Source organism: Pseudomonas sp. DW-iso17, from assembly GCF_058725345.1.
This window is the reverse complement of sequence record NZ_JBZXEA010000010.1, coordinates 61,088-84,812: the sequence shown is the minus strand read 5'-3', so window position 1 is coordinate 84,812 and position 23,725 is coordinate 61,088. Positions and strand designations below refer to the sequence as shown.

The following is a 23,725-nucleotide window of genomic DNA, read 5'->3' as shown; positions in this document are numbered from 1 at the left end:
GAAGTGAGGCGTTCCCACGCAGAGCGTGGGAACGAGCACTCAGGGGGTGCTGATGCGCCATATCCCGAACGGCATCTGCGGCTCCAGCCGGGTCCATTGGGTCTTGCCGTACCAGGTCCAGCGATGGCCGTTCATCAAGTCTTCGCCCTGGGTCTGGGCATCGTCGGGCAAGCCCATCTCCCACAGCGGCAATTCAAAGTGGGCTTCCTGGGCGTTGTGCGGGTCGAGGTTGACGGCGACCAGAATGAAATTGCTGCCGTCCTCGCTGCGCTTGCCGAAGTACAGGATGTTGTCGTTCCAGGCGTTGTAGAGCTTGAGCCCCAGGTGCGTGTGCAACGCCGGGTTCTGGCGGCGGATGCGGTTGAGCTGGGCGATCTCGGCGATGATGTTGCCGGGGGCGGTAAAGTCGCGGGGGCGGATCTCGTACTTCTCGGAGTCGAGGTATTCTTCTTTGCCTGGCACGGGCGCCGACTCACACAACTCAAAGCCTGAATACATCCCCCACAGGCCCGAGCCCATCGTGGCCAGCGCAGCGCGGATCAGGAAGCCTGCGCGGCCGGAGTCATGCAGGAAACCCGGGTTGATGTCCGGCGTATTGACGAAGAAGTTCGGGCGGTAGCACTCACGCCAGGGCGATTGGTTCAGTTGAGTGAGGTACTCGCTCAGTTCAGCCTTGGTGTTGCGCCACGTAAAGTAGGTATAGCTCTGGGAATAGCCGACCTTGCCCAGGCGCGCCATCATTGCCGGGGTGGTGAAAGCTTCGGCGAGGAAGATCACCTCCGGGTACTTGGCACGCACGTCGCTGATCAGCCATTGCCAGAACGGCAGCGGCTTGGTGTGCGGGTTGTCGACGCGAAAGGTCTTCACGCCCTCTTCCACCCAGCCCACCACAATGTCGCGCAGTTCTGTCCATAAGCCCGGAATCGCATCCGCCGCATAGAAATCGACGTTGACGATGTCCTGATACTTTTTCGGCGGGTTCTCGGCGTACTTAATCGTGCCGTCGGGGCGCCAGTTGAACCAGCCAGGGTGCTGTTCAAGCCATGGGTGGTCCTGGGAGCACTGGATGGCGAAGTCCAGGGCAATTTCCAGGCCGTGGTCGGCAGCGGCCTTGACCAGGCGACGGAAATCCTCACGGCTGCCCAGTTGCGGGTGAATCGCCTCATGCCCGCCCTCCGCGCTGCCGATGGCATACGGACTGCCCGGATCATCGGGGCCTGCGGTGAGTGAGTTGTTCTTGCCCTTGCGGTGGCTGCGGCCGATAGGATGGATCGGCGGGAAGTACAGCACGTCAAAACCCATGTCGTGGATCATCGACAAGCGCGAGTGCACGTCGTTGAATGTACCGTGGCGGGCCGGATCATCGGTGATCGAGCGGGGAAACAGCTCATACCAACTGGCGAACTGCGCCGCCTCACGCTCTACGTCAATTGGGTAGGCGGGGCTGACGCTCAGATACGCGCGATGATCGGCCTGGGTCATCAGGTGTGCACTGTCTTCGTGCAGGAACAACGCCACCTGCTCGGTTTCCAGCAGGCCCGACAGTTCGTGGTGCAACACCATCAAACGGTCGCGCAATTCGTTGTCACTGCGCTCGGCAGCCTGCAACACCAGGCTGCGGCCTTCCTGCAATTCAAGGCTGACCGGCACCCCGGCCTCATGTTTCTTGCGCAATTCATAGCAGAAGCTGGCGAAGGTATCGATCCATGCCTCGATGCAGTATTCATGCGGCCCGAGTTGGGCTACGGTGAACGCGCCTTCCCAGCCATCGTTGCCGACATCGGTCATGACCACGCTGTGCCAGCTTTCTTCCTCCAGCACGCGCCAGCGGATCAGCACCGCCAGCTTGTCGTGACCATCAGCGAACACTTTGCTGGTGACATTGACACGCTGGCCGACCACAGCCTTGACGGCGAACTCACCATTGTCGATCACCGGCATGGTGCTTTCGATAGCGATCCTGGGTAACAACAGCGCTTGCGACAGCGGCAGTATCGAGCCTTCTGGAGCCAGTGTTTCAGCAATCATCGAGCATCTTCCCCTTACGCCCTGTGGACGCTCTTGGCTTGATCCGAATTCAAAGGCGGCGACGCTTTCCCTGAGCGTGGCCGTATAAGGTCCGAGCCTGGGCGCGCCGCAAAAGTTCAGGTGGATATGCCGCCGCTGGGCAGGGAATCAATTGCCCCAGGCAGCGGTCCACCGCTAGAGCAAAGCACAAAGGAGGCCACACCGATGAATATCCCGATACCACCTGAACCTGAAGATCCGAATATCGACACTCCGCCACTACCGACGCCGCCCAGTGAACCGGCGCCCATTCCAGAGAGAGAGCCGCCGGAAAACGACCCACCGCCCGTGCAAGAGCCGCCGACGACCCTGCCTCCGGTGATCGTCTAAATCATCAGAGCAAGAACACGGCCTGCTCGAACACCTAGACGTCCTGGTGTTCGAGCACACAAAAAAACGAGGAGTCCTACGAAGTTCCACGTCAAGGCTGAATGTTCGTTTTACTGTTCCTTTTTATATTGATCTCGCGTGAATGCTCAGCCTTTTTTTCACCTGGCCTTTAGCCCATTTATCACGAGTAGACCCATGTCGACTATCGCCTCCCCATCAACGCCCACTGCTCCAGTCACAACACCCACATCCTCCAATCCCGTCTCCAATCAACAGGCGCTGACGCCCGAGCGAATAAATACGTTGCTCAAGGCCGGCCCGAACTGGTCCTCCTCCCCTAAGGCGCCTGACCGCTCACCCCATACCCCCCTGTCGCCAACGACGAAGTCCAACACCTCACCTTCTATGTCGGAGGTAGAGGCGAAGAATAAGTTGGACGACCTGAATACGGCATTGACCCCAGACACCATCAAGGAGATACAACGCAATCCAAGCTCGCCGAAATCTCGCGCAATCACTGAGCAGTTCAACACCACATTGACCCCAGAGAATGTCAAATTAATGTCGAGGGGCGCCAACGCGAAAAAAAACCGCGACACACTTCGAGAGATCCGGGACAAGCTCGACAAAAAAAATATTGATTCAAACCTGGAGTCTGCCAAGCACCAGGTGATCAATGAAGCGGCCGATAAAATGAGGCTCAAACTTCTGGAAATCATTACCGCCGCGTTCGACGGCGACATCTGGAACACCGTTGACCATCACAAAAATTGGCTCGAAGAACTGGGTGCTCTGAGCAAAAATTTTTCTGCAATGGAGACCAAGTCCAAAGCCCTCACGGATGCAGCTTCGTCCCTGAGCGACGAAAAGCTCGACCAATCGGCGGCGCCTGAAACGCAGGACTCATCGCCTGCCGACACTCGCGCTGCAACCTACAGTTTCAACGCTACCAGTGAATCTACCCTGGAGGCCCCCAGCGAGGTCCGCAATTTCAAATCGGGAGATAAACTGGACCTGTCCGGCATCCAGCGGCAGCTGAACACGTCGCTGCGGCCGGTCGATCGGTTTCCAGAAGTAATCGGTGAAATGCAGATCCATCACTCGCCCAGCGCCAACACCAGCGTAATTGTCATCGCCGATGCGCCGGGCAAAGACCCCTTTTTGCTCAAGGTGTTTGGTGAGGTACGCCAAAGCAACATCGTGACCTGATCCGCGGTATGACTCAGGATCACTTTTCCAACAATCTGACGATTCTCGGCATGATGCTGAACACCGCCAGGGCCAGCAGTGTACTGAGTACTGCCGTCGATTCACGCCCCATCCCCGCCGCCACACCAATGGCGGCGGTCATCCACAACCCGGCCGCCGTAGTCAGGCCCTTCACATGCTGGCCCTCTTCATCTTCCTTGCCCTTGAGGATGGTGCCGGCGCCAAGGAAGCCGATGCCCGCAATCACCCCCTGAACCACACGGCTCATGGCGTCCGCCTGGTTGCCGGACATCTGCGGCACCAGCACGAACAGCGCCGCACCAAGCGCAACCAGCATATGGGTGCGCACGCCAGCCGCCTTGCCCTTGTGCTCACGCTCAAAACCCAGGATGCCGCCCAGGATCGCGGCGATCAGCAGGCGCACCGTCACTTGGGTGAGTTGCCGGGCATCGCCGATGTCCGCGAATTCGGCTTGCAGGGTTTGCCACACTTGATGCCACCAGGCGTCCATGGATGCGCTCCTTTTATTATGGATAGATAAAGGATGGACAGCGCAGACCGCCAGTCAGTTGCCTGGAACCCCTTGTCATAGGGGTCGCCTAACGTGATAGAGCCCATAGAAAGGAGATCGCCATGCCCCTGCGCATCGAAAACCATTTGTGCTACTTCACGCTCGACGTGGACGGCCAGGAACAAAGCCTGCCAGCCACCCGCGTGAAGATCCTTACCGACCATGACAAAGCCATGTCCTATGTGGAGTTGGCGGGCGAGCGGATCTATATCACTGAAGCCGAAGCCGACGCGCTGACGGTTGAAGGGGCCACGGATGGCCGTAACCATGTAAAGGCGCAAGAGCCTGGTTCGGTGATTTGATTGATCTGTATCATCGAACCCTTTGAATCCCTGCACCCCTATAGATTCGGGGTGCAGCACATTGACGCACAAGAACGCATCAAGCCTATCTGATCCGCTTTTTATCCTTCCACCTGAGTCTGTTATGCGAACAGTCTGTCGCCCATAGTTCATCCGCCTGATGGAGGCTGATGAGCGAATGACCATGAGCGAACGAATCCCAACCGTGGAAACCTTTGAGCCCATTCACCCAAAGAAGGTGAAGGCCAAATCCAGCGACAACCTGATCCATACCCGCAGTTTTACCGGTGTGTTCCGCACCTTGCGCGTGGGCGGTGCCGGCCTGCTGTTTCTGGCTTTTTTTGGCACTGTGTGGCTGAACTGGGGTGGACGCCAAGCCGTACTATGGGACTTGGCCGAGAGCAAGTTCCATATCTTTGGTGCGACATTCTGGCCCCAGGATTTCATCCTGCTCTCGGCGCTGTTGATCATCTGTGCCTTCGGCCTCTTCGCGATCACGGTGTTTGCCGGCCGCGTCTGGTGCGGCTACACCTGCCCGCAAAGCTCGTTTACCTGGCTGTTCATGTGGTGCGAGAAGGTGACCGAGGGTGAACGCAACCAACGTATCAAACTGCAGGCGGCACCCTGGAGCCTGAATAAGCTGGCACGGCGCTCGGCCAAACATACGTTGTGGCTGGGTATCAGTGTGTTGACCGGGCTGACGTTTGTGGGCTACTTCACCCCCATCCGCCCCTTGGCCGCCGAACTGCTGACGTGGCAGATGGGCGGTGTGAGCCTGTTTTGGGTATTGTTTTTCACGGGGGCCACTTACATCAATGCCGGCTGGCTACGCGAAGCCGTATGCATGCACATGTGCCCCTATGCACGCTTCCAGAGCGTGATGTTTGATAAAGACACCCTGACTATTTCCTACGACGCCGCCCGCGGCGAGCAACGTGGCCCGCGTAAACGTGACGTGCCGCCAGCGCAGGTTGGCCTCGGTGACTGCATCGATTGCCAGCTATGCGTGCAGGTATGCCCCACGGGCATCGATATCCGCGACGGCCTGCAGATGGAATGCATCGGCTGCGCAGCCTGCATCGACGCCTGCGATTCGATCATGGACAAAATGGGCTATGCCCGTGGCTTGGTCAGTTATACCAGTGAGCACCAATTGCAGGGTGGCAAGACTCATCTGCTGCGGCCACGCCTGATCGGCTACAGTGCCGTGCTGGTGGTGATGCTCGCGGCACTGGTGGTGGCCCTGATTGAACGGCCGATGGTGTCGCTGGATGTGACCAAAGACCGTGGCATGTTCCGCGAAAACAGCCTGGGTTTGATCGAAAACATCTACAGCCTCAAGGTGATCAACAAAACCCAGCAGCGCCAGGAATACCGCCTGGAACTGGTGGATGCCGAGGGGTTCCAGTTGCAAGGCAAGACCCAGGTCAGCCTGGCTGCCGGGGAAATTGTCGATATACCGGTGTCGGTAGCATTGCTGGCGGACACACCGGCCAGCAGCTCTCAAACCTTACGTTTTAAAGTCACTGATGTGGATGAACCTTGGATCTATACCGCTGCTGACAGCCGCTTCGTAGCGCCCTTGAATCGCTGATACTTCATCAACAACAGAGATCAAATGTGGGAGCTGGCTTGCCTGCGAAAGGGGTAGAGCAGTAACAGATGCAGTGACTGACACACCGCCTTCGCAGGCAAGCCAGCGCCTACAATTTGCCCTGCGTACACATTCAAAAAGCTAATTAGGCCGCCATGAAACGCTACGAAAAATTTGCCGACGACATCGCAGAACTGATCCGCTCCGGCGTCCTCGGCCCCGGCCAGCGCGTGCCATCGGTGCGCTATGCCAGCCAGGCCTACGGCGTCAGCCCGTCCACCGTGTTCCAGGCCTACTACCTGCTGGAGCGTCGTGGCCTGATTCGCGCACGCCCCCGCTCTGGCTACTTCGTCAACGCCCATGCGCCCAGCCCGTTTTCCGAACCGGTGGTGAGTGAGCAGGTGCATGAGTCCACCGAGGTGGGCGTGAGTGAGCTGGTGTTCTCGGTACTGGACTCCATCAAAGACCCCAACACCGTGCCCTTCGGCTCGGCCTTCCCCAGCCCCATGCTGTTCCCGCTGCCGCGCCTGGCCCGCTCCCTGGCCAGCGCCAGCCGCGAAATGGACCCACGCTTGGTGGTGACCGACATGTCGCCGGGCAACCCGCAACTGCGCCGGCAGATTGCCCTGCGCTATATGGTCGGTGGCCTGATGCTGCCGATGGAGGAGCTGTTGATCACCAACGGTGCCCTCGAAGCGTTGAACCTGTGCCTGCAGGCTGTGACCGAACCGGGCGACCTAGTGGCCATCGAGGCGCCGGCGTTCTACGCGTGTTTGCAAGTGCTTGAACGCCTGAAGCTCAAGGCCGTGGAGATCCCGGTGCACCCGCGCGACGGTATTGACCTGAACGCCCTGGCCCAAAGCCTTGAGCGCTATCCGATCAAGGCCTGCTGGACCATGACCAGTTTCCAGAACCCCATGGGCGCCACGCTGCCTGAAGAGAAAAAACAGGCGCTGGTGGAACTGCTGCGCAGCCATCAAGTGCCGCTGATCGAAGATGACGTCTACGCCGAGCTGTACTACGGGCAACAAGCGCCTAAACCGGCCAAGGCCTTCGATACCGAAGGGCTGGTGATGCATTGCGGCTCCTTTGCCAAGAGCCTGGCGCCGGGTTACCGAGTGGGCTGGGTCGCCGCCGGGCGCTTTGCACAGAAGGTCGAGCGGCTCAAGTTGATGACCTCGTTATGCCCGTCGATGCCGGCCCAGGCGGCAATTGCCGACTACCTGCAACACGGCGGCTATGACCGCCACCTGCGCAAACTGCGCTACGCCCTGGAAGAACAGCAAAGCGCCATGCTCGCGGCTATCGCTCGCTACTTCCCGGCCCAGACACGGGTCAGCCAGCCGGCGGGGGGCTATTTCCTGTGGTTGGAATTGCCGGAGCAGACCGACTCGCTGAAGTTGTTCCAGATGGCCTTGGCCCAGGGCATCAGCATTGCGCCGGGGCCGATCTTTTCCGCAACTCAGCGGTTCAGAAACTGCATACGCTTGAACTATGGCAGCCCGTGGAACGAGGCATCGGAAGAGGCCATGGAGACATTAGGGCGGATTGTGCGATCGTTTTAACGGCCGCCTCCCAAGTCGATAAACGTTCCGGTGGAATACGATGCCTTGTCCGACAGTAACCAGATAATCGCCTCCGCCACTTCATCCGGACGCCCGCCGCGCGCCATCGGGATGCCGGACTCCAGCTTGCTGACCCGGTCCGGGTCGCCGCTCAGGGCATGGAAATCGGTAAAGATATAGCCTGGGCGCACGGCGTTGACGCGAATGCCCTCGCCCGCCACCTCCTTCGACAACCCCAGGGTAAAGGTATCCAGCGCGCCCTTGGAGGCCGCGTAGTCGACATACTCACCCGGCGAGCCCAGCCGCGCCGCCACCGAGGACACGTTGACGATACTGCCGCCCTGCCCGCCATGCCGGGGCGACATGCGTAACACCGCGTGCTTGGCACACAGAATCGGGCCCAGCACATTGGTCTTGAGGATTTTGAGGATACGAAACTCGGACATCTCGTCGACCCGCGATTTTTGCCCCACGGTACCGGCATTATTGACCAGCGCAGTGACACGCCCCAATTCGGCGTCCACACGATTGAACAGCGCAATCACCTCATCTTCGATGCTGACATCGGCGCGCACCGCGATGGCCTGTGCTCCGAGGCCGCGCACTTGTTCAAGCACAGCATGGGCAGCCTTCTCGTCCGACTGATAATTAATGCAGATGCGATAACCTTCGCGAGCGGCCAGCAAGCCCGTCTCGGCGCCAATCCCTCGGCTGCCCCCGGTGATGATGACGACTTTGTCCATGGCTGCGGTCTCCTGAATCAACCTGATGTTTAGGGTTGGATCCAAGAATACCCGTCACTCAGGGCGTTTGTCAGGCACTGCTGCCTGTTCGGCACTGCGGATATTGGTTATGAAGCTGTCGGCCGGCAATGGATGCCCCAACAGATAGCCTTGCAAGGAATCACACCCCAGGCGGGTAAGGAAATTTTGCTGCGCATCGGTTTCCACGCCTTCGGCGACAATCCGTAAGTCCAGAGCCTGGCCGAGGGCCACGATGGCCGAGACGATGGCGGCGTCGTCGCTGTCGTGTTCCAGGTCACGTACAAAGCCGCGGTCGATCTTCAACTCATTGGCCGGCAGGCGCTTGAGGTACATGAGGCTGGAGTACCCGGTGCCAAAGTCATCGATAGACAGGTCCACACCCATGTCCGACAGTTGCTGCAATACCTTCATGCTCGCGTCGGCATCGCTCATGGCGGTGGTCTCGGTGATCTCCAGCGTGAGGCTGTTGGCCGGTAATTGGTGACGCTCCAGCGCGGCCGCTACGCTGTTGACCAACCCGGCGTGGCAGAACTGCAACGCCGAGAGGTTTACGGCAATGCGCCAGTGCTCATAACCCTGTGCGTACCACTGACTCATCTGGCGACAAGCTTCATCGAGTACCCATTCGCCGATGGGGATGATCAGCCCGGTTTTCTCCGCCAGTGCAATAAACGTAGCGGGCATCAACAAGCCTTGTTGCGGATGCTCCCAGCGCAACAGCGCCTCGGCCCCCACGGCAAGACCGCTGACGGCGTCGAACTTGGGTTGGTAGTGCAAACGAAATTGCCCCTGCTCCAGGGCATTGCGCAGGTCCTGCAGCAATTGCAGTTGTTTGCGCGCATTGGTGTTCATCGACACATCGAAGAAGCTATAGCCGTTCTTGCCCATGCCCTTGGCGTGATACATCGCCGCGTCGGCGTTCATCAGCAGTTCCTGAGGACTATTACCGTTACCGGGGAACATGGCGATACCGACGCTGGCCGAGATCTGCAACTCATGCTCGGCCACCGTGAAGGTGCGGTTGATCAGGCTCACCTGGCGCTCGGCCAAGCCCATGGCATCGTCGGGCTGGGTGAGTTGCACCAGCAATACGAACTCATCGCCGCCGATACGGGCCAGGGTGTCCTGGCTGCGCAAGTCCTCACGCAAGCGCAAGCCGACCTCGCGCAGTAACTGGTCGCCCAAGTGATGACCAAAGGCATCGTTGACCGGTTTGAAGCCATCCAGGTCGATAAACATCAAGGCAAAGCAACCGCCCCGCTCGTTCACCGCCTGGATGCCTTGTTGAATGCGATCAGCCAACAACGTGCGATTGGGCAGGCCGGTGAGCATGTCATGCAGGGCCAGGTGAGTAAGTTCCTGATTGGCCAGGGTCAGGGAATCGGCGAGTACGGCGGTGCGCGCTTCCAGGCGCGCATCCAGCACCGAGGTCAAGAGCGCAATGACCAGCACCGCCAGCGAAGTGACCAAGACCAGGTTATCCAGGCCCTTGCCGCTCAAGCCGGTCAATGCGGCGCCGCAGAAGCTGCCATCGGCAAAGCGCGCCGCAGCCATCCCGGTGTAGTGCATCCCCACGATGGCCACGCCCATCACGACGGCGGCGCCACCCCGTGCCAGCCGCACATAAGGTGTGTTGCGCCGCAGGTTGAAGGCGATCCACAGGGCGGCGCCGGAAGCCACCATCGCGATCACCAACGAAGCGCCAAATAAGGTCGGGTCGTAATCAATGCCGGGTGTCATGCGCATCGCGGCCATGCCGGTGTAATGCATGCTGGCAATTCCAGCGCCCATTACCAACGCCCCGAATGCCAGTTGCCAGACCGGCAAGCGTGGCTGGCTGACCAGCCATAACGCGAAACCACTGGATAGCACGGCGATCAACAGCGAAAACAGGGTAATGCCTACCTCAAACCCGAGGGCAAACGGCAGGCGCAGGGCCAACATCCCGATAAAGTGCATGGACCAGATGCCCACGCCCATCGCCACTGCGCCGCCAGTGATCCATAGGTATACAGCCCGCCCCTTGGCGGTCGCGATACGCCCGGCCAGGTCCAAGGCCGTGTAGGACGCCAGGATGGCCACGCACAGGGAAATCACGACAAGGGAGGTTGAATAGCTACCGATCAACATAGGTTTTCTCGCTGGCGACGGGGCGAAAAAGCCCGTGCCGGGTGGCAAAGCGGGCGATTGTAGCGAGTATGAATCCGAGGCAGGTGATTAATTAATCAGTTGGCCATTAGTGAGTTTTTGGCGTCAATCGGATGGCTTCGCCAGGCTGTTTTCAACGACGTCATGGACATCAAAATGTCGCCTGCGCAGATCCCCTGTGGGAGCGGGCTTGCCCGCGAAGGCGGTGTGTCAGTCACCGCAACTACTACTGCACTAACGCTATCGCAGGCAAGCCAGCTCCCACAGGGTACTGTGCTTAACTGACTGGCATTGGGGCAAGCCCACACAGTTGATCTTGCTCCCCCAGGATGCGCGGCGCATCCGGTTACTCCTTTTCAGCCAGGGAGGTCTGGCCGTCCCAGCCTCCGCCCAACGCTGCAATCAATTGCACACTCGCCACCAGGCGCGATTGCAGCAAGGTCAACACGGAGCGCTCGTTGCTCAAGGCCGTTGCCTGCACCGTGACCACATCCAGATAGGCAATCAACCCGGCCTTGTATTGGTTTTCGGTCAAGCGCAAGGATTCACGCGCCGATTCCAGCGCTTCATTGCTGACCACCGCCTCATCGGCGAGCACCTTGAGCTGGACCATGTAGTTTTCCACCTCACGGAAACCGTCCAACACGGTCTGGCGGTACTTGGCCACGGTCTCGTCATAGCTGGCCACGCTGCGGTCGACTTCCGCCGAGCGCTGGCCGCCATCGAACAGGGTCATGGCCAGTTTCGGCCCCACCGACCAGAAGCGGTTCGGCAGGCTGATCCAATCTTCATAAGTGCTGCTGGAATAGCCGCCCTGCAGGCTCAGGCTGAGGTCCGGGTAATAGGCCGCCTTGGCCACGCCGATATTGGCGTTGGCGGCGATCACCGAGCGTTCGGCCGAGGCAATATCGGGGCGACGCTCCAGCAGTTGGGACGGCAGGCTCACCGGTATTTGCGGTAGCGCCGGAATATCTTTGCTCACCGCCAGATTGAAGTTGGCCGGGGCTTCGCCAATCAGCACGGCTATGGCGTTTTCCAGCTGGGCGCGTTGCCAGATCAAGTCGATCAGGCTGGCCTGGGTGGTCTTGAGCTGGGTTTGCGCCTGGGCAATGGCGTCCTTGCCGGCCACACCGGCGCGGTATTGGTTTTCGGTCATGTTCAATGAACGCTGGTAGGTGTCCAGCGTGGCTTGCAGCAGCCGCGTCTGTTCGTCCATGACCCGCAGTTGCAGGTAGCTTTGCACCAGTTCGGACTGCTGGCTCAGACGCATTGCGGCCAAGTCGGCCGAGCTTGCCTCGGCGCTGGCTTCGTTGGCCTCCAGACCACGGCGCAACTTGCCCCAGATATCGGCTTCCCAGCTCACACCCAACTGGGCATTGAGGGTGTCGCGGATACCACTGCTGGAGCTGCTGAGGCTGGCGCTGCTGCTGCCGGTGCCCTGGCTGGCGCGGGTTTTACCCACGCTCAGGTCAACGCTGGGGTAAAACGCCCCGCGTGAGCTGCGCACCAGCGCCTTTGCCTGACGAAAACGCGCTTCGGCCTGGGCGACGGTCTGGTTGGACGCGTTGAGGCGCACCACCAGGTCATTGAGTTGTCGGTCACCGTACAGCTCCCACCAGGCGCCGCGGGCCAGGGAGTCGCTCGGATTGGCCTGGCGCCAGCCCTGGGCCTCCTTGAACTGCACCGGCTCGATGACGTCCGGGCGTTTGTAGTCAGGGCCGATGGCGCAGGCGCTGAGCAACATGGCCAAGCCCACTGTAGGAGCAAGCTTGCTCGCGAAGACTGCCAACGTTAACGCGTTCATTCTGGATGAGCGCGGCGTCTGGGCCTTTTTCGCGAGCAAGCTCGCTCCTACAGAGGTCGCAGGGGCGTTGGTTGAGTCGGTCATAGCGCAGTGTCCAGGGCAGCATCGGTACGCACGCCGCGCCAGGCGTTGAAGCGATGGCGCGCGCGGTCCAGGTAAAGGTAAACCACCGGGGTGGTGTAAAGGGTCAGGATCTGGCTGAACACCAGGCCGCCAATAATGGTCAGGCCCAACGGGTGGCGCATTTCCGCGCCATCACCACTGCCGAGCAGCAACGGCAAGGCACCGAGGATCGCGGCCAGGGTGGTCATCAGGATCGGCCGCAGGCGCAACAGGCAGGCGCTGCGGATCGACTCCAGCGGGCTCATGCCATCGTTGCGCTCCAGTTGCAGCGCCAGGTCGATCATCAGGATCGCGTTTTTCTTCACCACGCCGATCAACAGGAACAAGCCCAGCAAGGAGATCAGGCTGAACTCGCCGCCCAGCAGGTAAATCGCAAGCAACGCGCCGACACCGGCCGACGGCAGCGTCGACAGGATGGTCAGCGGGTGAATGTAGCTTTCATACAGAATACCCAGCACCAGGTACACCGCCACCAGCGCGCCGAGAATCATGAACGGCTGGCCTTTCTGGGTCGCGGCGAACGCATCGGCAGTACCGGCCATCTTGGCGATCACGTCCTCGGGCAACCCGACTTTGGCAATCGCACGCTCGATAGCCGCCGTGCCCTGCTCCACCGTGACCCCGGGCGCCATGTCGAAGGCGATATTCTCCGAAGCGAACTGGCCTTCATGGCTGACGCGATCATCGGCCAGGCTGTTCTCATAGTGGGCAATGGTCGACAACGGCACCCGTGCGCCGTCGGCGGTGATCACCTGCATCTGGTTGAGGGTGATCGGGTCCTGGGCGTATTTGGGGTTGACCTCCATCACCACCTGGTACTGGTTGAGGCTGTCGTAGATGGTGGAAATCTGCCGCTGACTGTAGGCGTTGTTGAGCACTGCCGTGACCATGTTCATGTCGATGCCCAGGCGCTTGGCCTGGTCGCGGTCGACAATCAGCGTGACCTGGGCCGCGCCCCGGCCTTCACGGGCGTCGATGGCGGTCAGCTCTGGCAATTCACGCATGGCCGCCACCACTTTCGGGTACCACAGGCGCAGCGCGGCCAAGTCACCGCTTTGCAGGATGTAGGAGTATTGCGCGCTGGTCTGGTCGCGGCCGCCCCCGAACTGCAGGTCCTGGTCGGCCATCAGGAACAAGCGCCCGCCCGGCACCAGCGGCACCTCCTTGCGCAGGCGCTCGATCACCGCCTGGGCGGAAATTTTGCGTTCGCCGATCGGCTTGAGGCGTACCAGCATCACCGCATTGTTAGTGCCTTGGTTGCCACCGATAAAGCCGGCCACGCTGAGCACCGCCGGGTCCTTGAGCACCGCCTGGCGAAAGATCTCCATCTTCGGCTGCATCACGCTGAACGACAGGCCATCGTCGCCGCGCACAAAACCGATCAACTGGCCGGTGTCCTGCTGGGGCATGAAGGTTTTGGGCACCACCACGTACAGCGCGATATTCACGCCCACGGTGATCAACAGGCTGAGCAAGGTCAGGCGCCGATGGCGCAGCACCCAGTCCAGGCTGGTGGCGTAGCCGGCGACCATGCGGTCGTTGACCTTCTGGCTCCAGCGCTGCAAACCGGTCTGCCGATCCTTGACGTGGGGCTTGAGCCAGCGGGCGCACAGCATGGGCGTCAAGGTCAGCGAGACAATCAGCGAAACGATGATCGCCGCCGACAAGGTGATCGAAAACTCACGGAACAGGTTAGTGACGATCCCGCCCATGAACAGGATGGACAGGAACACCGCCACCAGCGACACGTTCATCGAGAGCAAGGTAAAACCGACTTCCTGAGCGCCCAGGTACGCGGCTTTCATCGGCGGCACGCCGTCGTCGATGTGCCGGGAAATGTTCTCCAGCACCACGATGGCATCGTCCACCACCAGCCCGGTGGCGAGGATCAGCGCCATCAGCGAGAAGTTGTTCAGAGAAAACCCGTACAGGTACATCACCGCGAAGGTGCCCACCAGCGATACCGGCACCGCCAGGGTCGGGATCAACGAAGCGCGGAAGTTGCCCAGGAACAGGTACACCACCAGGATCACCAGCCCTACAGCGATCAGCAAGGTCATTTCCGCCTCATGCAGGGTGGCGGTAATCACGGGCGAGCGGTCCATGGCCAGGCTGAGCTTGACGCTGGACGGCAGCACCGCCTGCAACGCCGGCAACTGCGCCTTGATCTGCCGCACGGTTTCGATGATGTTGGCGCCGGACTGGCGGTTGATCACCAGCAACACCGCCGAATCATTGTTGAAGAAGCCGCTGTTGTAGCGGTCTTCCACACCATCAGTGATCTTCGCCACGTCCTTGAGGCGCAGGGCGCCGCCGTCCTGGTAGCGAATCAGCAGGGGCTCATAATCCTTGGCTTTTTCCAGCTGGTCGTTGGCCTGGATCTGCCAGTTGCGCTCGCTGTCTTCCAAGGAGCCCTTGGGCCGGCGCTGGTTGGCATTGGCGATGGTGTTGCGCACATCGTCCAGGGCCACGCCGTACTGATCGAGGGCCTTGGGCTCCAGCTCGATACGCACCGCCGGCAGCGAACTGCCGCCGATCTGCACTTCGCCCACGCCCGGCACCTGGGACAGGCTCTGGGACAGGATGGTCGAGGCCAGGTCGTACAACTGGCCCTTCTGCAGCACGTCAGAGGTCAGCGACAGCACCATGATCGGCGCCTGGGACGGGTTGATCTTCTTGTAGGTGGGCATGCTGCGCATACCGCTGGGCAGCAGGTTGCGCGACGCGTTGATGGCCGCCTGCACTTCCCGCGCCGCCCCGTTGATGTCGCGGTCGGAATCGAACGCCAGAATCACCCGGGTTGAGCCCTGGCTCGACGAACTGCTCATGGTGGTGATACCGGCAATCGCGCCGAACGAGCGCTCCAGCGGCGTGGCCACCGTGGACGCCATCACCTCGGGGCTGGCACCGGGCAAGCTGGCCGACACCACGATCACCGGGAAGTCGATCTGCGGCAGCGGCGACACCGGCAGCAAGTTGAAGCTGACGCCACCGAGCAACATGATCGCCAGGCTCAGCAGCATGGTCGCTACCGGCCGGCGAATGAAAGGTCCGGACAGGTTCATGGCTCAACCGGCTCCAGGCGTTGCGGCTCTTTGCGCCAGCGACGGCCAAGACGATCGAAGTACAGGTAGATCACCGGCGTGGTGAACAGCGTCAACACCTGGCTCACCAGCAAGCCACCGACCATCACCAGGCCCAGGGGCTGGCGCAGTTCGGCGCCGGAACCGCTGGCGAGCATCAACGGCACCGCACCGAACAACGCGGCCAGGGTGGTCATCAAAATTGGCCGGAAGCGCAACAGCGCCGCCTGGTAGATCGCCGTCTGCGGGTCCAGGCCCTGGTTGCGTTCGGCGTCGAGGGCGAAGTCGATCATCATGATCGCGTTTTTTTTCACGATACCGATCAGCAGGATGATGCCGATGATCGCAATCATGCCCAGGTCATTGCCACTGAGCAGCAACGCCAGCAAGGCCCCCACCGCCGCCGACGGCAGGGTCGAGAGGATGGTGATCGGGTGGATATAGCTCTCATAGAGCACACCGAGCACGATGTACATGGTGACCACCGCCGCCAGGATCAACAGCAAGGTGCTCGACAACGAGGCTTCGAACGCCTGGGCCGCGCCCTGGAACTGGGTTTGCACGCCCACCGGCATGCCGATGTCCTTCTGGGTCTGGTTGATCAGTTCCACGCCTTTGCCCAGCGCTACGCCGGGCGCCAGGTTGAACGACATCATCACCGCCGGGAACTGGCCGATATGGGCAATCGCCAACTGCGCCTGGCGCTGCTCGACATGGGCCAGGCTCGACAGCCGCACCTGGCCACCGTCGGTGGTTTTCACATGGATCTGGTTGAGGGCCGCCGGGCCGAGGGTTTCGCCGGACTGGGCCTGCAACACCACCCGGTACTGGCTGGCCTGGGTGTAGATGGTGGAAATCTGGCGCTGGCCGAAGGCGTCATACAACGCGTCGGTAATGGTCGAGACACTCACGCCCAGGCGCGAGGCCGCGTCGCGGTCTATCACCAGGTACACCTGCAAGCCTTTGTCCTGGAGGTCGCTGGCGACGTCGGTGAGTTCCGGCAACTGGCTGAGGGCGTGTACCAGCTTGCCGCTCCACAACGCCAGCAACTCGGCGTCCGGGGAGGACATGCTGAACTGGTACTGGGTACGGCTGACGCGGTCTTCGATGGTGAGGTCCTGCACCGGCTGCATGAACAGGCGGATGCCCACCAGCTTGTCGATTTGCGGTTGCAAGCGGGTGATCACCTCGGCTGCGCTCAAATCGCGCTGGCCGTGGGCCTTGAGATTGATCAACAAGCGGCCGCTGTTGAGGGTGGCGTTATCGCCGTCCACGCCAATGTAGGACGACAGGCTCTCGACCGCCGGGTCGGCAAGGATGATCTTCGCCAACTCCTGCTGACGTTGGCTCATCGCCGCAAAGGAAATCGACTGCGGCGCTTCGGAAATACCCTGGATCACGCCGGTGTCCTGCACCGGGAAAAAGCCCTTGGGCACCACCAGGTACAGCACCACCGTAAGCCCCAGGGTGGCGATCGCCACCAGCAACGTGAGCGGCTGGTGCTTGAGCACCCATTGCAGCTTACGGCCGTAGGCTTCGATCAACCAGTCGATCCAGGCGCCGCTGGCTTTGTAGAAGCGGCCCTGTTCTTCTTCCTTGGGTTCGCGCTTGAGCAGGCGCGCGCACATCATGGGCGTGAGGGTCAGGGACACCACCAGGGAAATCAGGATCGCCACTGCCAGGGTGATGGCGAACTCACGGAACAACCGCCCGACCACGTCGGCCATGAACAGCAAAGGGATCAATACCGCGATCAACGACAGCGTCAGGGACACCAGGGTGAAACCGATCTGCTTGGCGCCCTTGAGCGCGGCCGCCATCGGCGTCTGGCCTTCCTCGATATAGCGCGAGATGTTCTCCAGCATCACGATCGCGTCGTCTACCACAAACCCGGTGGCGATGGTCAGGGCCATCAGCGTCAGGTTATTGATGGAAAATCCGGCCAGGTACATCACACCAAAGGTGCCCACCAGGGACAGCGGCACGGCGATGGACGGAATGATCGTAGCGCTGACCCGGCGCAGAAACAGGAACGTCACCATGACCACCAGGGCAATGGCGATCAGAAGCTCATGCTGTACGTCTTTGACCGAGGCGCGGATGGTCTGGGTGCGGTCGGTGAGCACCGTCACGTCCAGGCCGGCCGGCAGGTTGTCGGTGATGCTCGGCAGGAGGGCCTTGATGCGGTCCACCACCTCGATCACGTTGGCGCCCGGCTGGCGCTGGATATTGAGCAACACGGCCTGGTTCTCATTGGCCCAGGCGGCGAGGCGTTCGTTTTCGGCACCGTCGACAATCTGCGCCACATCCTTGAGCCGCAGCGGAGCGCCATTGTTGTAGGCCAGGATCAGTTCGGCATATTGCTCGGGCGAGACCAACTGGTCGTTGGCGTCGAGCATCGACACGCGGGTGGGGCCGTCGAAGTTGCCCTTGGGCTGGTTGACGTTGGAGGCGGCGATCAGGGCGCGCACGTCCGAGAGGTTCAAGCCATTGGCCGCCAGGGCCTCGGGGTTGACCTTGATGCGCACGGCCTGGCGCTGGCCACCGGCGATGCTGACCATGCCGACGCCGCTGATCTGCGCGATTTTCTGCGCCATGCGCGTGTCGACCAAATCATTGAGCTTGGGCAGCAACATGGTCTTGGAGGTAATTGCCAGGGTCAACACCGGGGTGTCCGCCGGGTTGACCTTGTTATATACCGGCGGCGCCGGCAAATCCTTGGGCAACAGGTTGGTGGCGGCGTTGATCGCGGCCTGCACCTGTTGCTCGGCGACATCCATATTGATGTCGAGGTTGAAACGCAGGGTCAGCACCGAGGCACCGCCCGAGCTGGTGGACGCCATCTGGGTCAGCCCGGGCATCTGCCCGAACTGACGCTCCAGCGGTGCGGTGACCGCACTGGTCATCACGTCGGGGCTGGCGCCGGGGTACAGGGTCATCACCCGGATAGTCGGGTAATCCACCTGGGGCAACGCCGATACCGGCAGCAGGCGGTACGAAATGATGCCGGCCAGGACAATGGCCAGCATGCTCAGCGTGGTGGCGACCGGGCGAAGGATGAACAGGCGCGACAGGTTCATGAACCGACCTTTTGCGCCTTGCCGGCGTCTGCCCCGGTCTCCCCTTTAGCTGCGGGCTTGCCTTGCAGGTGTTCGGTCGGCGTGGTCGGCACCTCGCTGCTGGCGTTGACCACTTCGATCTCGCTACCGTCCTTGAGGCGGTCGGTGCCTTCCAGCACCACGCGGTCGCCAGCGACCAGGCCCTCTTTGATCACGGTGTTTTCGCCATCGGTATCCCCCACCACCAGCGGCTGGACCTTGACCTTCTTGTCACCGTCGAGCTTATAGACAAAGGTGCCATTGTTGCCGAACTGAATCGCCGCAGAGGGTGCCAGCACCACGTTCTTCAAGGTATCGGCCAGCAGGTGCACATTGACGAACTGGTTGGGGAACAGCGCCTGGTCCTTGTTATCGAACCGCGCCTTGAACTTCAGGGTGCCGGTGGTGACATCGATCTGGTTGTCCAGGCTTTGCAGTACACCGACCGCCTGTTTTTTCACGTCGCTACGGTCCCAGGCTTCCACTGGCAATTTGTTGCCGGCGTGGTAACGGGCCAACACGGTTTCCAGGGTATTTTCCGGCAGGGTGAAGGCCACGCTGATTGGCTGGGTCTGGGTGATCACCGCGAGGGCGGTAGTGTCGTTGGCCGCAACCAGGTTGCCGACGTCAAGCTGGCGCAAACCGACGCGGCCGCTGATGGGCGCACGGATCTTGGTGAATTCCAAGTTGAGCTTGGCGTCGTCCACCGCGCCCTGGTTGGTCTTGACCGTGCCCTGGTACTGCAACACCAGCGCTTCGGCGGTGTCCAGGGTTTGCTTGGCGATACTGTCCTGGGCGTACAGGTCGCGATAACGCTGTACATCGACCTGGGCGTTCTTCAACTGGGCCTGGTTTTGCAGCAAGGTGCCCTGGGCCTGGAGCAAGGCGTTCTGGTAGCTGCGCGGGTCGATTTCTGCCAGCAGGTCACCGGCCTTGACCATCTGCCCTTCCTCGAAGGCGATCTTGACCAACTCGCCGCCCACCCGGCTGCGCACATTAATGGTGTTCAGTGCAGTGACCGTCCCCAGGGCCTTGTAGTACACAGGAAACTCCCCCAGCACCGCCGGCGCCACACGCACCGGTACCGGCCCGGTGGAACCACCGAAGCCTGGGCGCGCCATGCCGGTCTTGCCCGTGTGTCCCGCCGGAGCATCTTTATGGGCCGCGCCACTGGGCCAGAATTTCCAGCACAGGCCGGCGATAACCAGCAGCACGAGCAGGCCAAACAGCCAGCGGCGGGAGTTGCGGGAGGAGGATTGCATGGAGTGATCAACCATTGGGGGTGAGAGCTTCTTCTTCGGGAGGCTGAAAGATAAGCACTGGGGTGCGTTTAGAAAAGCACCTTTACCGGCTATTTACCTTAGGCTTACAACGTTTAACTTTTTGATCTTAGTCCACCGGCTATTTCGCTAAGCCGCTGACGCTCAAATAAAAACGGCCTGGACTAGGCCAGGCCGCAATCATGCATCATACGTGTTACTGCCAAACGACAGTCATACGTAGAAACAGTTACTTCAACACAGCCAGGGCGGCGTCGTAGTTTGGCTCTTCAGCGATTTCCTTGACCAACTCGCTGTGCAGCACGTTGTCGTTTTCATCCAGCACCACGACAGCGCGAGCGGTCAGGCCCTGCAGCGGGCCGTCAGCGATGGAAACACCATAGTCGACGGCGAAGTCGGCGTTGCGGAAATCCGACAGGTTCTTAACGTTTTCCAGGCCTTCGGAACCACAGAAACGCGCTTGGGCGAATGGCAGGTCGGAGGAGATGCACAGCACCACGGTGTTGGCCACATCGTTGGCCTGGGCGTTGAACTTGCGCACCGAAGTGGCGCAGGTTGGGGTGTCAACGCTTGGGAAGATGTTCAGCACTTTGCGCTTGCCGGCAAAGGTAGCCAGGGTGGCGTTGGACAGATCGCCGGCGGTCAGGGTGAAGTCTGCAGCTTTGGCGCCGACTTTCGGCAATTGGCCTTCAACCTGGACCGGGTTGCCTTTAAGGGTGACTTGAGCCATGAACGGAATCCTTATGCTGGGTTTGGTTAAACGAATTCGAGAGGCGGAAGTTAACCACAAAGTGCCGAAGCTACCTACCGCCAGACACAAATTGTCATGTCCTGAGGTTGTGGTTTAATTGCGCGCTTTGCGCCTGCCCTTCAAGGAAACCTTCGTCGATGAATCAGCCCGCCACCAAAGTCCTGGTCATTGGCTACGTCTGGCCCGAGCCCCGCTCCTCGGCAGCGGGCGGGCATATGATGCAAATCCTTGAGAGCTTTCTTACGCAAGGTTGGGACATTACCTTCAGCAGCCCGGCCACCATTGGCGAGCACAAGGCCGACTTGCCGGCACTCGGGATCGCCGAACGCGCCATCGAACTGAATAACAGCAGTTTCGACGACTTTATTCGCGAACTAGCCCCGGATATCGTGCTGTTCGACCGTTTCATGATGGAGGAGCAATTCGGCTGGCGCGTAGAACAATGCTGCCCCGACGCCCTGCGCGTGCTGGAAACCTCCGACCTGCAAAGCCTGCGCGACGCCCGCCACCAGCGTTTCAAAGAACAAGTAAAAGCCAACCCCGACAGCGACGACTTCAGCGCCCTGTTCGCGCCGGCGCTGGAGGACGAATTCCAGCGCATGGCCGATACCGACCTGGCCAAGCGCGAAATCGCCGCGATTTACCGCTGCGACATCAGCCTGATGATCTCCGACGTGGAAATCCGCCTGCTCACCGAACAGTTCAAGGTGCCTGCCGCCCTGCTCCACTGGTGCCCCTTGATGCTGCAACCGCCCACTGCAGCCTTTGCGCCCTTTGAAGACCGTGCGCATTTCCTCAGCATCGGCAACTTCCGCCACGCACCCAATTGGGACGCAGTGCTGTGGATGAAGCACAGCCTGTGGCCGCTGATCCGCCAACAGTTGCCGGGCGCGCAGTTGCACATCTACGGCGCCTACACCCCGCCCAAAGCCACCGCCCTGCACAACCCGGCACAGGGTTTTCATGTGATGAACTGGGCCGAAGATGCCTTGCAAGTCATGACGGCGGCGCGTATTTGCCTGGCGCCACTGCGCTTTGGCGCCGGCATCAAGGGCAAGTTGGTGGACGCCATGCTGTGCGGCACACCCAATGTCACTACCCCGATCGGCGCCGAAGCCATGGGCGATGACCAGCCCTGGCCCGGCGAGATCGCACAGGACGCCCCGGCCCTGGCCGCCGCTGCCGTTACCCTTTACCAAAACCGCGAGCGCTGGACTCAAGCCGAGGAGCATGGGCGCCAACTCCTGGCCCGACGCTATGACCAGGACGTGCACGGGCCCGCCTTGGTGGAATGCCTGGAACGTTGCCGCAGCAACCTCGCCGCCCATCGCCGGGACAACTTCACCGGCAGCATGCTGCGCCATCACGCGCATAAAAGTACCCAGTACATGTCCCAGTGGATCGAGGCCAAAAACCGCACCCTATAAACACTGCTGCTGGCGAGGTCGCGCGCGACGGGGCATTATCCTACGCAGCGACCACAATAAAGCGACGGCAGCATGACCCGAGCAACGCGCATCACCGACCCTTCCTACGAACTGATGGACGACCACAACGGCCTGTCCATCATCTATCGTCAGCATGGCTTCCCCTGCCCGTTGGTGCGCTGGCACTTCCACAAGGAATACGAACTGCACCTGATCGTCGCCAGCTCCGGCAAGGTGTTTATCGGCGACTACATCGGCAACTTCTACCCGGAAAGCCTGTTCCTCACCGGCCCCAACCTGCCCCATAACTGGATCAGCCAGGTGGAGGAAGATGAAGTGGTGCCCAAGCGTGACATGCTGGTGAACTTCACCGATGAGTTGTTCGAACACGGCAGCCACATCTTCACCGAACTCAAGAGCCTGGCGCCGCTGCTTGAACGTGCGCAATACGGCATCGAATTTCGCTGCAAAAAAACCATCGCCCACGCCATGACCCTGATGCAACGCATCGAAGACGCCCAAGGCATGGCACGCCTGGGGCACTTCTTTATCTTGCTGGAGGTGTTGAGCGCCTGTGAGGACTACCAGTTACTGTCCGGCGTCACCACGCCACAGCAAGCCGACGAACACAGCATCGACCGCACCAACCGCGCAGTGGACTACATCTTTGCCCACTACGCCCGAGAGCTGCCGTTGGAAGAAGTGGCGGAGTACCTGGGGATGAAGCCGACGTATTTTTCCAGGGTGTTCAAACAGGCGACCGGGCGGACTTTTATTGAATTCGTCAATCGGCTGCGCATCAGCAAATCCTGTGAATTACTGGCCGATGGGGACAAGGCGGTGACGGATGTGTGCTTTGAGTCGGGGTTTAATAATATTTCCAACTTTAATCGGCGGTTTCAGCAGCTTAAGGGGATGACGCCGTCTCACTATCGGCGGTTGGCGGTGCAGCGGTTGACGGAGCAGAATTTGGCTTGAGGTTGATCGTTCATCTAGGTGGTGGGAAACAGAAACGTCTTACAAGGCTTTGAGGTTGCCCCTAGGACACTCGATCTCTACTCCGTACACCGCTGCACAGGCAGCGTCGGGCGTCGCGGCCCGGTTTAATCAGATGCAAAGTGCCATTTCCGCTTTTAGTCGGCGTTTTTTTATCGTCTACTGTGCGGCTTCATGGTGGCTGTGCGCGGGATACCTTCGGGTATGCCGGTTTCCTGATTCCGGTCCGCGAACCTGCGTACGGCTACCACCCCATAGCGTCGCGGCGAAAGGGTGGCAGCTCCACTTAAATCAGGAGTTTCACCATGATCAAACCCACCCCAAATCCCCCAATCGATCCAGCACCCAGCGTGCTATTCACCGTTAAAGACGGCATCGATCGTTCCCGCACTCTGCGTGGGAATGCATACCGTGACGCTCTGCGTCACCCCGGGACGCAGAGCGTCCCAAGCGGCGTTACCACGCGGAGCGTGGGAACGATCAAGCGTTAAGCACTGCACTGAGGATCGTTCCCGCACTCTGCGTGGGCATGCATACCGTGACGCTCTGCGTCACTCGGGGACGCAGAGCGTCCCAAGCGGCGTTACCACGCGGAGCGTGGGAACGATCAAGC

At 60.6% G+C, this 23,725-nt stretch carries 16 protein-coding genes; 7 read left to right on the top strand and 9 right to left on the bottom strand.

All coding sequences use genetic code 11. From position 1 onward, the window contains the following. Positions 1 to 39: 39 nt before the first annotated feature. On the bottom strand, positions 40 to 2,028 hold the full coding sequence (locus AC4PS6_RS07770) for an alpha-1,4-glucan--maltose-1-phosphate maltosyltransferase (protein WP_020301129.1): 1,989 nt from the start codon (positions 2,026 to 2,028) through the stop codon (positions 40 to 42). Between the two features lie 204 nt (positions 2,029 to 2,232). Between AC4PS6_RS07770 and AC4PS6_RS07765 the strand changes: the two genes are divergently transcribed. Both AC4PS6_RS07765 and AC4PS6_RS07760 read left to right on the top strand, forming a co-directional pair. Next, the gene (locus AC4PS6_RS07765; protein WP_165835081.1) at positions 2,233 to 2,397 is read left to right on the top strand and encodes a hypothetical protein; all 165 of its coding nucleotides are present in this window, start codon (positions 2,233 to 2,235) and stop codon (positions 2,395 to 2,397) included. A 195-nt stretch (positions 2,398 to 2,592) separates the two neighbouring features. Then, positions 2,593 to 3,606 (top strand): M10 family metallopeptidase C-terminal domain-containing protein, encoded by a 1,014-nt coding sequence (locus AC4PS6_RS07760; protein WP_336827344.1) that lies wholly within the window; start codon positions 2,593 to 2,595, stop codon positions 3,604 to 3,606. A 19-nt stretch (positions 3,607 to 3,625) separates the two neighbouring features. On the opposite strand, the gene AC4PS6_RS07755 is transcribed toward AC4PS6_RS07760, so the two are convergent. Further along, entirely contained in the window at positions 3,626 to 4,117 is a 492-nt protein-coding gene (locus tag AC4PS6_RS07755; protein WP_014718686.1) for an MgtC/SapB family protein, read from the bottom strand. A 122-nt stretch (positions 4,118 to 4,239) separates the two neighbouring features. On the opposite strand from AC4PS6_RS07755, the gene AC4PS6_RS07750 reads away from it, so the two are divergent. The 3 genes from AC4PS6_RS07750 to mapR all read left to right on the top strand — a co-directional run bounded on the left by AC4PS6_RS07750 (position 4,240) and on the right by mapR (position 7,638). Continuing rightward, on the top strand, positions 4,240 to 4,479 hold the full coding sequence (locus tag AC4PS6_RS07750; RefSeq protein ID WP_032901622.1) for a DUF3203 family protein: 240 nt from the start codon (positions 4,240 to 4,242) through the stop codon (positions 4,477 to 4,479). A 184-nt stretch (positions 4,480 to 4,663) separates the two neighbouring features. Continuing rightward, a complete protein-coding gene (gene ccoG / locus AC4PS6_RS07745) occupies positions 4,664 to 6,073 on the top strand; it encodes a cytochrome c oxidase accessory protein CcoG (protein WP_038452177.1) in 1,410 nt (469 codons plus the stop codon). Positions 6,074 to 6,228: 155 nt separating this feature from the next. Next, positions 6,229 to 7,638: a GntR family transcriptional regulator MpaR gene (gene mapR, locus AC4PS6_RS07740; RefSeq protein WP_103452169.1), complete on the top strand. Its 1,410-nt coding sequence runs from the start codon at positions 6,229 to 6,231 to the stop codon at positions 7,636 to 7,638. On the opposite strand, the gene AC4PS6_RS07735 is transcribed toward mapR, so the two are convergent. From AC4PS6_RS07735 to tpx, 7 genes are all read right to left on the bottom strand, one after another. Continuing rightward, on the bottom strand, positions 7,635 to 8,381 hold the full coding sequence (locus AC4PS6_RS07735) for an SDR family oxidoreductase (protein ID WP_336827345.1): 747 nt from the start codon (positions 8,379 to 8,381) through the stop codon (positions 7,635 to 7,637). The genes mapR and AC4PS6_RS07735 overlap by 4 nt on opposite strands. A gap of 54 nt (positions 8,382 to 8,435) precedes the next feature. Then, positions 8,436 to 10,532 carry a putative bifunctional diguanylate cyclase/phosphodiesterase gene (locus AC4PS6_RS07730; RefSeq protein WP_492180768.1) on the bottom strand — a complete coding sequence of 699 codons (2,097 nt, stop codon included), beginning with the start codon at positions 10,530 to 10,532 and terminating at the stop codon, positions 8,436 to 8,438. A 364-nt stretch (positions 10,533 to 10,896) separates the two neighbouring features. After that, positions 10,897 to 12,354: an efflux transporter outer membrane subunit gene (locus AC4PS6_RS07725; RefSeq protein WP_419722485.1), complete on the bottom strand. Its 1,458-nt coding sequence runs from the start codon at positions 12,352 to 12,354 to the stop codon at positions 10,897 to 10,899. Positions 12,355 to 12,434: 80 nt separating this feature from the next. Continuing rightward, positions 12,435 to 15,542 carry an efflux RND transporter permease subunit gene (locus AC4PS6_RS07720; RefSeq protein WP_336827347.1) on the bottom strand — a complete coding sequence of 1,036 codons (3,108 nt, stop codon included), beginning with the start codon at positions 15,540 to 15,542 and terminating at the stop codon, positions 12,435 to 12,437. Continuing rightward, the gene (locus AC4PS6_RS07715) at positions 15,539 to 18,640 is read right to left on the bottom strand and encodes an MdtB/MuxB family multidrug efflux RND transporter permease subunit (protein ID WP_073453633.1); all 3,102 of its coding nucleotides are present in this window, start codon (positions 18,638 to 18,640) and stop codon (positions 15,539 to 15,541) included. Before AC4PS6_RS07715 ends, AC4PS6_RS07720 begins: the two co-directional genes overlap by 4 nt. Next, on the bottom strand, positions 18,637 to 19,935 hold the full coding sequence (locus AC4PS6_RS07710) for an MdtA/MuxA family multidrug efflux RND transporter periplasmic adaptor subunit (protein WP_014718695.1): 1,299 nt from the start codon (positions 19,933 to 19,935) through the stop codon (positions 18,637 to 18,639). The genes AC4PS6_RS07715 and AC4PS6_RS07710 overlap by 4 nt, the downstream gene beginning before the upstream one ends. Before the next feature lie 232 nt (positions 19,936 to 20,167). Further along, on the bottom strand, positions 20,168 to 20,668 hold the full coding sequence (gene tpx / locus AC4PS6_RS07705; protein ID WP_014718696.1) for a thiol peroxidase: 501 nt from the start codon (positions 20,666 to 20,668) through the stop codon (positions 20,168 to 20,170). 158 nt (positions 20,669 to 20,826) lie between these two features. On the opposite strand from tpx, the gene AC4PS6_RS07700 reads away from it, so the two are divergent. Further along, entirely contained in the window at positions 20,827 to 22,116 is a 1,290-nt protein-coding gene (locus AC4PS6_RS07700; RefSeq protein ID WP_020301121.1) for a glycosyltransferase, read from the top strand. Positions 22,117 to 22,188: 72 nt separating this feature from the next. After that, a complete protein-coding gene (locus AC4PS6_RS07695; protein ID WP_003190965.1) occupies positions 22,189 to 23,094 on the top strand; it encodes an AraC family transcriptional regulator in 906 nt (301 codons plus the stop codon). The last annotated feature ends 631 nt before the right edge of the window (positions 23,095 to 23,725 follow it).